Source organism: Chitinophagaceae bacterium C216 (assembly GCA_028485475.2).
GTDB lineage: Bacteria > Bacteroidota > Bacteroidia > Chitinophagales > Chitinophagaceae > Niabella > Niabella composti.
The window spans coordinates 26,511-41,159 of the sequence record CP144143.1; the positions used below are offsets into that span (position 1 = coordinate 26,511).

The window sequence follows — 14,649 nt, forward strand, 5'->3', positions numbered from 1 at the left end:
GGCTATAGCATTTGAATAATGTAAAGATCTATTTCCAAGAACTCTCTGAAGACTTATTGCAAATGACTATCTTCCTCCTCAGCAAATATTTTTATAATTCCGTCTTTAAATTTTGACCAGAAGTCTTTCAGTGGCTGACGGGCGGGAGTTTGAGCTTCCGCACTAGCTTCCTCACTCTCTACACCCTCTTCCTGTGCTTTCTTCAAACCACCGGGAACTTCTACATTAATAAAATTCTTTTCAAATACCTTACGGTTATTTTCAAAATCATCGTAACCCTTAAGTATTAGGCCTAAACAGGTTGAATATGTAGGCTTCGCCAGCTCTTCAATATGACCAGCTGCCAGATGCTCATTGGGCAAGCCAATACGAGCAGGCAAGCCTGTAACATACTCAGTAAGTTGAATCAAATGCCTTAATTGCGAACCTCCGCCTGTAAGCACAACACCGCCGTTCAGTTGACGATGATCCATTCCGATTTGCTTTAAATGATAAGTCACAAAATCCAGAATCTCACTCATGCGAGCCTGAATAATGTTAGCCAGATTTTTGACACTGATTTCTTTGGCAGGCATACCACGCAATCCAGGTATGGTGATATATGCATTAGACTTTGCCTCATTAGCTAATGCACTACCAAATTGCGTTTTCATTTGCTCTGCTTGGCTTTTCAGTACGCCCAGTCCAGTTTTAATATCATTAGTAATATTCTCCCCTGCAAAAGGAATAACCGCTGTATGACGTAGTACACCATCTGCAAATACGGCAAGATCAGTAGTACCACCGCCAATATCTACAATAGCCACGCCAGCTTCCAGATCTTCCTGAGCCATTACTGCAGCGGCAGATGCTAATGGTTGCAACACTAAGTCTTTTGTACGCAAACCTGCTTTTTCTACACTACGGTTGATATTCCGTATGGCATTTTTATCGCCTGTAATTATGTGGAAATTAGCGCCCAGTTTTACTCCACTATAACCAATAGGCTTAATGATATTGGGCATATTATCCACTGTAAATTCCTGAGGAATGACATCTATAATTTGATCCCCTGGTGGCACATAAGTTTTATACTGATTATTAATCAGCAGGTTTACTTCGGCCTGAGTAATCTCTTCTTCTTCATTATCACGAACAATGTCGCCACGTGTTTGAAGGCTTTTGATATGATGGCCGGCAATTCCAACGTACACTTCGTTGAAGCTTAAATTGGGATTCAACGCAAGACAATTTTCTACAGCCTGCTTGATTGCTTTTATGGTTTCGTCAATATTGAGCACCTGTCCGTGCTTTACGCCATTGCTGTTGGCTTTTCCAAAGCCTAATATTTCCAGCTTACCGAATTCGTTTTTTCGGCCGGCTATAACAGCAATCTTTGTGGTTCCAATATCAAGGCCTACAATAATGGGTTGTTCGGAATTCATAGTATATCGTTTTTAGTTGTTTTTATTTTAGTTTTTGAATCGTTTAAGATTTTATTGCACCTCACTTATCGTCTCGCTCCGCTATTTGTTGTCTTCTTAGTATCTGCTTTTTTCGTTTCTTCGGCTCTCAGTAATACATTTTTCTTGCCCTCATCTTTTTTAGGGGCCGCTTTCGTTGCCGTCGAATTGTTTGTTGTTACTGGCTTTTTTGATTCAGTTTTTGAAGCTTCTGTTTTCTTAGTACTATTAGCAGATGTATTTTTTGAATCCGCCTTCTTCACTGCAACAGATTTATTCGTATTACCCGCAGCAGCTTGCGACAGCACATTCCGTTTACCTGTTTCCTTCTTTGCAACCTCGTCTGCCTTTTTAGAAACTGCAGATTTATTGGTCGTTACAGGTTTTGTAGTAGCAGCTGGCTTCACTTCCTTTACACTTCTCTCTTCTTTTTTAGTTCCATCAGCTTCCTTTTTCACAACAGGTGGCACTGTGGCTTTAGGTGTGGTGGATGTATTAGCGCTATCCTTGGCCGGCGCAACATTTTCTGCAGCACTTACTATTTCAGGCTCTTCCTCTAACAGCCCCTCTGCTTTGGAAAGAGAATCCAATGGCATAATCGCATCATAACCCACCTGCGGTGCCACTTCCAACAATTCATTAGTATGTCTAGATTCCTGCAACAATTTTTCGATATTCTTTCTAAGTTGAATAGAGTCGATTTTCGTATAATGATCTTTTACGCCGATCACCTGACCATCGTACTGCACATCAATCTTTCTGTATTTATCAAATCCTGTACGACTCAATACCTGGCTATAAAAAAGATAGAGTCTATGAAACTTTGACACAATATCACTTCCATCACCTAAATCCACTTTATGATTTCCCACCACGGGAATCATTTCCATTTTCCAGCAATCCACACCGCAGCTACTGATATTAATTTGTCCTACCTGCGCATTCCAGAAAGGATCGCTATTAATAAAGGAGGCTGTAGCGATTACGTTCTGTATCAAAGTACTATCAACTGCATTCAAGGTATTCTTTGAAGGATACCCGGTAAACACGGGAAGATCCAATGTAATTCTATCGGATAAGGGTATTTGCTTCGCAGCCTCATCGATATAGAAAGAAGCTCCTTCCTCCGTAAATACTCTTGCCAGCGGTTTACGCTCGGTGACATCCACATGCAGGACACTATTGTTATCGAAATAAAGATCTGCATTGTACACCCATGAGCTTTGCTCCAACAAATCCTCAATCTGAGCCAGATCTAATTCGGCCATACGCTGACCTTTTATCTCACCGTTAGCCGCAGCTTTTAAAAGGTTCTCTATCTGACTTTCCGAGGTAAAAAGCAAGTCCTCCCTAAATCCATTAATCTTAATCTGATAGCCATTACAAATCCCTTCCTCCTGAATGCGCATGGCAGCGGAAATGATGCTGCCCATTCCAACAGCAACACCCAACCACATGAGGGTCAAAAGCATTCTTTTTATGGCTCTTTTTCTTCTCACTTCACTAAGATTTGCTTTATAGGATCTACCAGTTTATCAATATCTCCAGCACCTGCAGTTACGAGTACTTCCCCGAATTCTTTATCAATATTTTTTGCAAACTTGCTATCTATCCAACTCAACAGTTCCTCTTTACTCATTAGCGACTTTGCATCTAGTTTTACTTTATCCCAAATCATTTTACTATCCACGCCCTCAATGGGCAGTTCTCTTGCGGGATAAATTGGCAAGAGAATCAAATGATCCACCATTCCCAACACCTCAGCAAAAGCATCTGCAAAGTCTCTAGTGCGACTGTACAAATGCGGTTGAAAAATAAGCGTACACTTTCTTCCTGAAAACAAGGTGCGCACTCCGTTGATTAAGGCCTTTAATTCTTCCGGATGATGAGCATAATCGTCAATAAACACCGGTGTGCTCTTGCTTCCATTTACTGCAGGTGGAATAACATACTCAAACCTGCGTTTTACGCCTTTAAAAGAACTAACAGCTTCTTTGATTTTATCGTCCTCAATATTCAAATGGGCAGCAATGGCAATTGCAGCTATCATATTCTCTACATTGTGCATGCCTCCCATGAACAGCTCTACTCCGGATATTCTACGATCTTGCAGCACTACATCGAACTGATATCCTCCGTTTCGAAGTACAATATTTTCTGCATACACTACTGCACTATCATTTTGTAGACTATAGCTTAGTGCTTGTTCACCACCCAGTGCTCTATCCAAACCAAATTTCTTCAGCAATACACCACCGGGTTTCACCTTTGCAGCAAATGCTCGAAAAGCTTCTTTGACATTCTCCTCCGTTTCATAAATGTCAAGATGGTCTGCATCCACTGCGGTAACCACCGCCATATCGGGGCTAAGCTTCAAAAAACTACGGTCGTATTCATCAGCTTCTATCACACATACATTTCTCTTATCACTCCAAAAATTTGTATTGTAATTTGCCGATACCCCTCCGAGAAAAGCATTGCATCCATAACCGCTATGCCTGAGCAGATGTGCAATCATGGTAGATGTAGTGGTTTTACCATGAGTGCCCGCTACACATATATTAAAAGAACTTTCAGTTATAAGTTGTAAAATATCGCTACGTTTTACTACCGGATACCCGTTTTCACGATAGAACACCAACTCTTTGTGATCCTTTGGAATAGCCGGAGTATATACTACATAATCCACATCTTTAGGTATTCGATCTACATCTTCTGTATAATGTATATCCGCACCTTCCTGTTGCAACTGCTTCGTAATTGCTGTTTCTGTTCTATCGTACCCGCTTATCTTTTTGCCTTTTGATAAGAAATAGCGGGCAATAGCACTCATCCCTATGCCACCAATGCCTATAAAATACAGGCTCTTTATAGCATCGATATTTTTTTTATTGCCACTCATTGATTATTCATAACACACTCACTTTTCAAGCGAGCCTCATATTTATTCAATACATTTTAAAACTTCCTTAGCCACACGTTCATCTGCATCAATAATGGCCAGCTTCTCAAGCTGCTGACTCATCTCCAACCTTTTACTTTTATCAGCCGCCAGCTTAATGGCCATCTTTACCACTTTATCTTTTGCTTCGGCATCACTCACCATTAATGCTGCATTTTTATCTACCAGCTGCTTAGCATTGGCTGTTTGATGATCTTCTGCAGCAAAGGGGTATGGCACAAAAATGGTAGGTTTAGCAGCCACACATACCTCCGCAACTGTCATAGCGCCTGCTCTAGCAATGATGACATCCGCTGCGGCATAGGCATATTCCATCTCACGAATAAACTCATTTGCCCAAACCTGCTTGTGCTCGGCAGCAACCTGTGCTGCATCGGCTGCCATAGTTTTACCAGTTTGCCAAATAAGCTGAAGATTCGCTTTGAGCAAATCGTTGACTCCTGCCAACACAGCCTCATTAATTGACCGTGCTCCCAGGCTTCCTCCTACTACCAGCAGCGTTGTTTTTCCCGGCTCCAGATCAAAATATTCCAACGCTTCATTTTGACTTATAGTATGGCAGTTCACAATTTGGCTACGCACAGGGTTTCCGGTTACCATTATCTTTTCTACTGGGAAAAACTTTTCCATTCCATCTGTTCCGGTAAATACTTTCACCACACCCTTTGCCAGCATTTTATTGGCTTTGCCAGCAAAGGAATTCGACTCATGAATGAAAGTGGGAATACCCTGTCGTTGAGCATACTTCAGCACCGGAAAAGTAGAATATCCCCCTACTCCTATTACAGCGTTAGGACGAAAATCCTTGACAATCCTTCTTACTTGTAAGAAACTTTTGATAAGCTTCCACGGTAAGCCGATGTTTTTTATCAAAGAACTTCTGTTAAATCCAGCAATATCGATTCCTTTTATCTCGTATCCTGCTTGCGGCACTTTCTCCATCTCCATTTTATTCTTTGCTCCTACAAAAAGGATATCAATATCTGGTTGATGCTTCTTTAATGCATTCGCAATAGCTATAGCGGGAAAGATATGCCCGCCAGTACCACCTCCTGCTATGATAATTTTTTTACTCACCGGACGTTTCGTTTTTATCTTCGACGGATGGAGTATTTACTTTTACCGCTTGCAGGTTTTCTACATTTCTCGACACACTCAAAATAATTCCGATAGCCAGACACGTGAACAGAAAACTGGATCCTCCCATGCTCACCAGCGGCAGTGTCACACCTGTTACAGGAAAGAGACTTACCGTAACCGCCATATTGGAAAAAGCCTGTATTGCTAGCGTAAAACTCAGTCCTATTGACAGAAATGCGCCAAAGGCAAACGGACATTTCTTAAATATTCTAATACATCGATACAGAAACACGATATATACGAATACTAGAAATGCGCCTCCCACTAGTCCATACTCTTCTATAATAATGGCAAATATGAAATCATTATAAGCCTGTGGTAGATAATCACGTGTTGTACTATTACCGGGACCAACTCCCAACAATCCTCCTTTCGCAATAGCAATTTTTGCCTGATTTACCTGATACATTTCATCATTATCAGCCTCCTTACCTCCATATATAAAATTCTCCACACGGCCTACCCAAGTATTGACTCTTACAAAAAGCGGATGGGTTTTCTTCTCTCCACCTTCCACTTCTTCCACCACTTCCTGCCTTACTACTGATTCATTAGCTTCTGATGCATGACGGGCAACGGCAGCAATGATGAGCATGGCAATTGGTACTGCAGCTAGGCCCACCACTATTAACAGATGCTTGATATTCACCCTGCCAATAAACAGCAATACCATACAGCTAAATCCTAGTAGCAATGCAGTAGAAAGATTGGCAGGCGCAATAAGCATACAAGTAATACCTATTGGTATAATTACCGGCAAAAAGCCTTTTCTAAAACTCTTGATCACTTGCTGTTTACGACTCAACAATCTTGCTAGGTACATAAATAAAGCCAGCTTCGCCAGATCCGAAGTTTGCATCGTCATATTTATAAATGGCAAGCGAATCCAACGGCTTCCTTCATTCATTTTTACTCCAAAGAACAACGTATATATCAGTAAAGGAATACTCAGGATAAACAGGAACTTAGCTAATTTGGAATAAATTGTATAGTTAACTCTATGTGCAAAATACACCACCGCAAAACCCAGCAAAATGAAAACAACCTGTTTAAACAAATACACCTCGGTATTGCCCTTATAATTCTTATAAGCAAGCGAGCCGGTAGCGCTGTATACAGCCAATAGCGACACCAGGGTCAGCAATACAACTAGCGCCCAGATCACTTTATCGCCACGTGTATGGCGTGAAAGATTGTCGTGCCAATCTGCGGCCTCCATGGTTGTATTTGATATTTCAGCGGTTGTTGACATTTAATGTTATCGTTATTCTATTTATCAGTTTCAATTTTTTTTACAAATCGATTACTGCACGTTTAAATTGGGTACCTCTGTCTTCATAATTCTTAAAGAGATCAAAACTGGCACACCCTGGGCTCAGCAACACTACATCTCCCTTTTCTGCATAGCTGAACGCTGTTTTTACGGCATCTTCTGCACTGGTTGTATCTACAATTACAGGAACAACCCCTTCAAAAGCTTCATGTATTTTTTTATTATCCAGCCCCAGACATACAATTGCTTTTACTTTTTCCTTAACCAGATCCATCAGAAGATTATAATCATTTCCCTTATCCACCCCACCTAATATCAGAATAGTGGGCTTTTCCATACTTTCTAAAGCGAACCAAGTAGAATTAATGTTGGTTGCTTTACTATCGTTGATAAATTCTACACCTCTAATAGTTGCCACGTGCTCCATTCGATGCTCTAGATTCTGGAATGTTTGCACAGCCTCGCGAATCTTCTCCTTACGAATTTCCATTGTAGCCGCAGCTAGGCTCCCTGCCATAGTGTTGTATTGATTGTGTTTTCCTTTTAGCGTGAAATCGTACACGCTCATTGTCATAAAATCATCCCCGGTTCTAACATACATGTCGCCGTCCTTGATAAAAGCTGCACCTTTTTCCTGTTCCATACTAAATGATAGTTGTTTAGAGTTAATTTTAAATTGATCGATATACTGGGTGGTTATTTTATCATCCGCATTGTATATAAAATAATCTTCGGCTCGCTGATTCTCTGTGATCCTAAACTTGCTTCTGATATAATTTTCGAAATTGTAATCGTAACGATCTAGATGATCTTCCGTAATATTGGTAAGCACGGCTATATCAGGTCTGAAGCTCTGAATATCATCCAGCTGAAAACTACTCACCTCTACTACATATACCGGCTTGGGATCTTCGGCCACACATTTGGCAAATGAATCACCAATATTACCTACTAGGGCGGCATCTACTGCTGCTGTTTTTAAAATGTGGTAAATGAGTGATGTGGTAGTTGTTTTTCCGTTACTTCCCGTAATAGCGATAATCTTGCTATCGCCTTTATACCTGTATGCCAGCTCGATCTCGCTGATGACAGGTATTCCTTTCGCACGAATCTTTTTGATCAACTCATTTTTTTCTGGGATACCGGGACTTTTTACCACCTCGTCTGCACTTAGAATTCTTGTCTCATCATGCCCACCTTCTTCCCATTCAATACCGGCAGCATCCAATTCCTTACGATATACATCTTTCAAAGAACCAGCATCTGATACAAAAACCTTGCATCCCTTTTTCTTACCCAGCAATGCAGCCCCTACTCCACTTTCTCCTCCTCCCAAAATCACGAGTGATACAGGAGCCCGGTCGCTTTCACCAGCAAGAGTCATATGCTTATCCGAACTAGCGCTCACTTATTATCTTAATTTTAATGTCACAATACATATCACCACTAACAACACTTGCACAATCCAAAATCTAGTAACAATCTTTGCCTCATGATATCCTTTCTTTTGAAAGTGATGATGTAAAGGACTCATTAAAAATATTCTTCGTCCTTCTCCATATTTCTTTTTCGTGTATTTGAAATACCCCACCTGTAACATCACACTCAGATTCTCCACCAAAAACACACCACAGAAAATTGGTATCAACAATTCTTTATGTACAATGATGGCAATGGCCGCAATAATACCTCCAAGTGTCAGACTTCCCGTATCGCCCATAAAAACCTGCGCCGGATAAGAATTATACCACATAAAACCCACACAGGCACCAATCATTGCCGCAAGGAAAATAGACAGCTCACCTAAGTTGGGTATATACATAATGTTTAGATAATCGGCTACCACAAAATTTCCACTAGCGTAAGCAAAGACGCCGAGCATCACACCTATTAAGGCCGATGTACCGGAAGCCAAGCCATCTAGCCCGTCTGTGATATTTGCTCCGTTCGAAACGGCAATGATGATAAATGTTACAATGAGTATATACAATATCCATGTATACTTTTTCAATACCCCCGGCAATAGAATAGAGTAGTTAAACTCGTGACTCTTTACAAAAGGAATGGTAGTAATCGGCTCTTTAGATTCTACAAAATACTTTGGGGTGCCATTCACTACTTTTGTAATCACTTCAGGTCGTGCAGGGTTACCGGTATACTCTCTCCAGATTTTTACATTACTATTAAAGTACAATACCGAACCTACGAGGATACCAATACCCACCTGTCCTAATATCTTAAACCATCCTGCCAGTCCGTCCTTATCTCCTTTTTTGTAAGCAATACCTTGCTGCTGAGCAATGCGCTTTGCTCTTAATTTCAGATAATCATCGATAAATCCTATTATACCCAACCACACAGTTGCTACTAACATCAGAATTACATACACTGTATTCAAGCGGGCAAACAATAAAGTGGGAACAATAATCCCCAAAATGATGATGATGCCGCCCATAGTGGGAGTTCCCTTCTTGGCTTCTTCTCCCGCAAGCCCCAAATCACGCACTGTTTCACCCACCTGCTTTCTCCTCAATAAATTGATCAGTTTCTTGCCATACACCAACGTAATAATTAAAGCCAGCAGCACAGCCATCATAATTCTGAAGGTCTGGAACTCCATAAGATTCCTTCCCGGAAAGCTGATACCCTGCTGTTTAAACCATTCGAATAAATGATATAACATAATTACGTTGATGTTTTATGAAACCGGAAATTGCAAAGGCCATTCCTTATTCATTTCCTGTATTTGTCTATATATTATTTGTCCAACAATCCGAACATTTCGCTCAGTACTTCTTTATCGTCAAAGTGATTTCTCACACCGTTGATTTCCTGATAACTTTCATGCCCTTTACCGGCTATTAATATGATATCTTCTTTATTTGCCAAGGCTACAGCTGTTTTAATCGCTTCTTTGCGATCGGTAATAGCTATATATTTTCTTCGTGCGGCGGCCGGCACTCCTGCTTCCATCTCTTTAATAATTGCTGCAGCATCTTCAAATCGCGGATTATCGCTAGTAAATACAACTTTATCACTATGCTCTACTGCTACTTCTGCCATTATTGGCCGTTTGGCCTTATCTCTATTTCCTCCGCACCCCACTACCGTAATGATTTGTTCAAAACCTTTGCGAAGCTTTTTTATAGTAGCCAATACGTTTAATAAAGCGTCGGGAGTATGAGCATAATCCACAATTCCAATCACTCTTTCTTTATTCGATATAATGTAATCGAATCTCCCTGGCGCGCCAGGTAGCACACTTAAATGTTGTAACACCTCTTCTTTATCTGCTCCTAGACAAATAGCTGCGCCATATACAGCGAGCAGATTATAGGCATTAAACTCTCCTATTAACCTAAAGTGCACTTCTTTCCCATCCACATCAAGGTGCAGCCCCAGTATATTATTATCTAGAATTCGCCCTTTAAAGTCGCTAATAGACTTTAAGGAATACGTTTTTATGGCTGCTCTTGTATTCTGCACCATTACCCTGCCCCGTTTATCATCCACATTAGTAATGGCAAAAGCTTCTTTAGGCAAGGAGTCAAAGAACTGCTTTTTTACATTGATGTATTCAGCAAAATCTTTGTGATAATCCAAGTGATCATGAGTGATATTGCTGAATATTCCTCCTGCATATTCCAATCCCTCAATTCTATGCTGATGAATGGCATGAGAGCTTACTTCCATAAAAGCATAAGAGCAGGAAGCATCTACCATTTCAGCAAGTAATGCATTCAAGCTTATGGCATCGGGTGTAGTATGCGTCGACTCTAACACCTTATCTCCAATACAATTCTGCACTGTACTAATAAGGCCGCACTTATATCCCAATGAAGAGAACAACTGATACAATAACGTAGCAATTGTTGTTTTCCCATTGGTTCCTGTCACACCTACAAGTTTTAGCTTCTGAGATGGTGAGCCATAAAAGTTATGAGCCATCACTCCGGCTGCTGCTGCACTATTTTCTACCTGCACCCAGGTAATCCCTTCCTTAACTATGGCAGGCATTTGCTCACAAACTATCGCAATAGCACCGCTCTCAATAGCCTTATCAATGAACTGATGGCCATCCACCGCTGTACCCTTCACCGCTATAAACACACATCCGGCCTGTACTTTACGAGAGTCTATACAAATACCTTTCACTTCTACTTCTGTACTTCCGATTACTGCCTGCAATCGCACCTTGTATAGAACATCCTGTAATAGCACTTAATGAGTATTTGTATATTTATTTTTATTTACTTCTTTTCATCAGGCTAAGCTTAATGATACCACCTGACCTTTTTTAATAGGAACACCAGGCTCAATAGATTGCATTGTAACTTTTCCACTTCCCTTGACATTCACCTGAAGTCCCATTTGTTCAAGCAACTTAATCGCATCTCGCAAAGTCATTCCCTTCACATTAGGCATAAGCTGATCTTTCACTACATTTTTTCTTACAATACGCTGATAATCGTCAGCATACATCGTAGCCCAATCGTTTTGCTGAATGGAGTCCACAAAGGACAGATTTAAATACTTGAGCACACTCTTAATATTCTGCGTACTTCCGGCATAGAAATAATGACCACTATCCACATCCCCTTCATAATCTTTAGGAGTTTTGCGATCGACATACATTGAATAAATCTTGGTCGCTATTTCCTTAAACACCGGAGCTGCTAATTGCCCACCATAATACAAACCCGAACCGGCTCTGGTACGTATTACTACAATACAGGAATACTGCGGATTATCGGCAGGAAAATATCCAGCAAATGAGGCCTGATAAATCCTGTGTGCATACCCTATTCCTTTATCGGCCACTTGTGCAGTACCAGTTTTACCTGCCACCTTAAAAGGCAGATCTTTGAATACATTTTTTCCAGACCCCTCTGTTACCACCATCTCCAGCGCCTTTTTAGCAGCCTCTATCGTCCCCGGTTTACAAATCTGGCGCTCCAATATAGTAGGTTGAAACTCTTTTACAACAACACCTTTATTTCGAATGCTATTCACCAGATAAGGCTTCATCATGGTGCCGTTATTGGCAATTGCATTGTACAGAGTCAACAGCTGTATGGGACTTACATTAATGGCATACCCAAAAGCCATAGTTACAAGGTTCATCACCCCTCCGGCGTTAACTTCCAATGGTGCCACATAAGGCTTTGGAACGGCGGCCAGATCAATGGGCGATTTAGTTGTCAGATGATATTTATCCAGATACCTTCTATACTCTGTAGGATCTTTTCCGAATGCTTTCAGTGCTACCTTACCCATTCCTACATTAGAGCTATGCGCTATACATTCCTCTATAGTCATTACAGGCTTGGGCATTCTGTGCGCATCGGTAATCGGACGGGGCCCTACCTGCATGCGACCGGTACTGCCAACTTCGAAAAGATCTCCAGGCTTTACTGCCCCTTTATCTATAGAAGCCAAAAAACTTACAATCTTAATCGTTGATCCCGGTTCAGTTACACGCAACGCGTAGTTATCATTTTCCCAATAGGTAGTATCGTTAGGATTTCTACCCAGATTGGCAATCGCCTTAATCTTACCGGTTTTTGTCTCCATCACGATAGCCGTTCCATACTCTGCTTTTACAGCTTGCAACATGCGCAACAGAGCCATCTCTGTAATATCCTGCATGTTTACATCTAGAGTAGTGTAGATATCCTTACCATCTTCAGGCTCTACCTGGAAACCCTCCACCGGTACGGCGCCACCGGCAATAAACCGAACAAGCCTTTTACCATTTTGCCCGGTTAACAAACTATCATAGCTCATCTCCAGTCCCACATTCATCTTCTTCACCTTACCTTCACTATTGATATACTCACGACTCAACCCGATAGTTCTATTAGCCAACAATCCAAAAGGTGCTACGCGCTTACTCGACTGCTCGATGATAATTCCACTTTTATTTTTTCCTAAACGTACCAGCGGAAACTCGCGCAATGCTTTATAATCCTCAAACGAAATTCTCTTTTTTAAAGGATAATAGCGATTCCCTTTCTTATATGCCTTATCAAAATCTTTTCTGTACTGTTCTGCAGTTTTATCCTTAAAGTGATTGGCCATGGCGATAGCGAAAGAATCGATATGCTCCTTATAAATCTTTCCATCTTTCTCGCGCAACCCATCAGCCATAAAATCCATATATACGTTAAACTGAGGCAAGGAAGTACTCAGCATTTGTCCATCTTCACTAAATATTGTTCCGCGATCTGCCGCAATTTCCACTATACGTTGATGCATGCTATCGCCCATACTACGCCAGTGATCACCCTGAAAACGCTGAATCACTATAGCCTTTGCCAGAATGAAGACAGAGAAAACCACTATGCCTATAAAGCACAGATACACCCGCCACAATATGTCTTTCTTAATCTCCATATTCTGTTCTACCCTCTCCCCGAATTGAAGAATGATTTAACAATAACCACTTATTACTACCCGACAAAATCAATGAACATCCACTACGTAACTTTCAAGAGAATCCTTCAACACGTAGGGAGTTTCATTTAGCTCGCTTAAGCCCAGCGGCTGCAAGGCCTTTGATAACTGGCTCGGCTTACTGCGAAACATCACCTCACTCTTAAGGCTTTTATATTCCCACTGCAGCTCCTTTACTTCTTTTGCAGTGGCATTTATCTTTCGCACCGTTTTGTCGGCCATATGACCATTATAGATATAGAGCACAGCTAGGAATGCCAGAAAGAAAAGAAACGGCACTTGCTTCACTATCGACTGATAGTTCAGCCATTTCTTCCAATCCAATCTCACCTTTATTTCTTTTTTTCCCGACATGTTTATTTTTTGATAGGATATTTTCTATTTACAATCGCTCTGCAACCCTCAGCTTAGCACTTCTGGAGCGAGGATTACGCCTCAACTCCTCGTCCGTAGCCACAATCGGTTTTTTAGTTATTACCTGAAAAACCTTTTCTCGTTTTACGGTTTCAAATGGATGCTCTTCCCGCTCCTCAAATGTCCCTTCTTTCAAAAATCGTTTTACCAATCTATCTTCAACCGAATGAAAAGTAATTACCGCAATGCGCCCGCCTTTTCGAAGAAGGCCTACCGATTGCTCCAACATTTCCTGCAACACCACCATCTCTTCATTCACCTCAATACGCAATGCCTGAAACACCTGCGCGAAATATTTATTAGGATTACCCTTTACCACATCCCGGAGCGCATTCTTAAAACCTTCAACTGTTTTAAGCGACACAACATCTCTGATCGTTACAATCTTTTTAGCCAGCGTTTTCGCATTGGTCACTTCACCATATCGCTCGAACAACTTATGCAACTCCGCCTCCGTATACTTCTGCAAAATGTCGAATGCCGTAACAGGCAGCCTTCTATCCATCCGCATATCCAACTCTGCATTAAACCGGATACTGAATCCACGATCAGCTTCATCGAACTGATGACTACTCACACCCAAATCAGCCAAAATTCCATCCACTTGCTCTACATTATGAAGGCGTAGAAAGCGCTGGATATACCTGAAGTTTTGCTGAATAAAAATTACCCGCGGATCATCCGGAACATTTTTAAGTGCATCAGCATCCTGATCAAAAGCATACAATCGTCCATGCTCATTCAACCTAGCTAAAATAGCAGCCGAATGACCACCCCCACCAAACGTACAGTCTACATACACTCCATCCGGTTTTATATGCAACCCTTCTATAGTCTCATTCAGTAATACAGGAGTATGATATCCATTTGCCACATCACCATGTTGAGAAGCCGATAAGAAATCTTGTTTTGATACAGATTCCTTTTTATTTTTTTTACTTTTCAACTTTTATCCTTTTAAC

The 14,649-nt window shown here is 41.1% G+C and carries 11 protein-coding genes; all 11 read right to left on the minus strand.

All coding sequences use genetic code 11. From position 1 onward, the window contains the following. Window positions 1-53: 53 nt before the first annotated feature. The 11 genes from ftsA to rsmH all read right to left on the minus strand — a co-directional run bounded on the left by ftsA (window position 54) and on the right by rsmH (window position 14,633). On the minus strand, window positions 54-1,424 hold the full coding sequence (gene ftsA, locus PIECOFPK_RS00125; RefSeq protein ID WP_330974926.1) for a cell division protein FtsA: 1,371 nt from the start codon (window positions 1,422-1,424) through the stop codon (window positions 54-56). A gap of 65 nt (window positions 1,425-1,489) precedes the next feature. Beyond that, window positions 1,490-2,941, minus strand: a complete 1,452-nt coding sequence (locus PIECOFPK_RS00130; protein WP_409966221.1) for a hypothetical protein — start codon at window positions 2,939-2,941, stop codon at window positions 1,490-1,492. Further along, window positions 2,938-4,344, minus strand: coding sequence for a UDP-N-acetylmuramate--L-alanine ligase (gene murC / locus PIECOFPK_RS00135; protein WP_330974928.1), 1,407 nt, complete (start codon window positions 4,342-4,344; stop codon window positions 2,938-2,940). Before murC ends, PIECOFPK_RS00130 begins: the two co-directional genes overlap by 4 nt. Window positions 4,345-4,386: 42 nt before the next feature. Beyond that, window positions 4,387-5,481: an undecaprenyldiphospho-muramoylpentapeptide beta-N-acetylglucosaminyltransferase gene (gene murG, locus PIECOFPK_RS00140; protein ID WP_330974929.1), complete on the minus strand. Its 1,095-nt coding sequence runs from the start codon at window positions 5,479-5,481 to the stop codon at window positions 4,387-4,389. After that, window positions 5,474-6,796 carry an FtsW/RodA/SpoVE family cell cycle protein gene (locus PIECOFPK_RS00145; protein WP_330974930.1) on the minus strand — a complete coding sequence of 441 codons (1,323 nt, stop codon included), beginning with the start codon at window positions 6,794-6,796 and terminating at the stop codon, window positions 5,474-5,476. The genes murG and PIECOFPK_RS00145 overlap by 8 nt, the downstream gene beginning before the upstream one ends. A gap of 40 nt (window positions 6,797-6,836) precedes the next feature. Continuing rightward, window positions 6,837-8,225: a UDP-N-acetylmuramoyl-L-alanine--D-glutamate ligase gene (gene murD, locus PIECOFPK_RS00150; RefSeq protein ID WP_330974931.1), complete on the minus strand. Its 1,389-nt coding sequence runs from the start codon at window positions 8,223-8,225 to the stop codon at window positions 6,837-6,839. 3 nt (window positions 8,226-8,228) lie between these two features. Further along, complete coding sequence (mraY, locus tag PIECOFPK_RS00155) at window positions 8,229-9,500, minus strand: phospho-N-acetylmuramoyl-pentapeptide-transferase (protein WP_330974932.1); 1,272 nt, start codon at window positions 9,498-9,500, stop codon at window positions 8,229-8,231. 74 nt (window positions 9,501-9,574) lie between these two features. Further along, window positions 9,575-11,038: a UDP-N-acetylmuramoyl-L-alanyl-D-glutamate--2,6-diaminopimelate ligase gene (locus PIECOFPK_RS00160; RefSeq protein WP_330974933.1), complete on the minus strand. Its 1,464-nt coding sequence runs from the start codon at window positions 11,036-11,038 to the stop codon at window positions 9,575-9,577. Window positions 11,039-11,080: 42 nt separating this feature from the next. Then, window positions 11,081-13,213 carry a penicillin-binding protein gene (locus PIECOFPK_RS00165; protein WP_330974934.1) on the minus strand — a complete coding sequence of 711 codons (2,133 nt, stop codon included), beginning with the start codon at window positions 13,211-13,213 and terminating at the stop codon, window positions 11,081-11,083. 69 nt (window positions 13,214-13,282) lie between these two features. Continuing rightward, window positions 13,283-13,627, minus strand: coding sequence for an FtsL-like putative cell division protein (locus PIECOFPK_RS00170; protein WP_330974935.1), 345 nt, complete (start codon window positions 13,625-13,627; stop codon window positions 13,283-13,285). Window positions 13,628-13,655: 28 nt separating this feature from the next. Then, window positions 13,656-14,633, minus strand: coding sequence for a 16S rRNA (cytosine(1402)-N(4))-methyltransferase RsmH (gene rsmH, locus PIECOFPK_RS00175; RefSeq protein WP_330974936.1), 978 nt, complete (start codon window positions 14,631-14,633; stop codon window positions 13,656-13,658). Window positions 14,634-14,649: the final 16 nt, after the last annotated feature.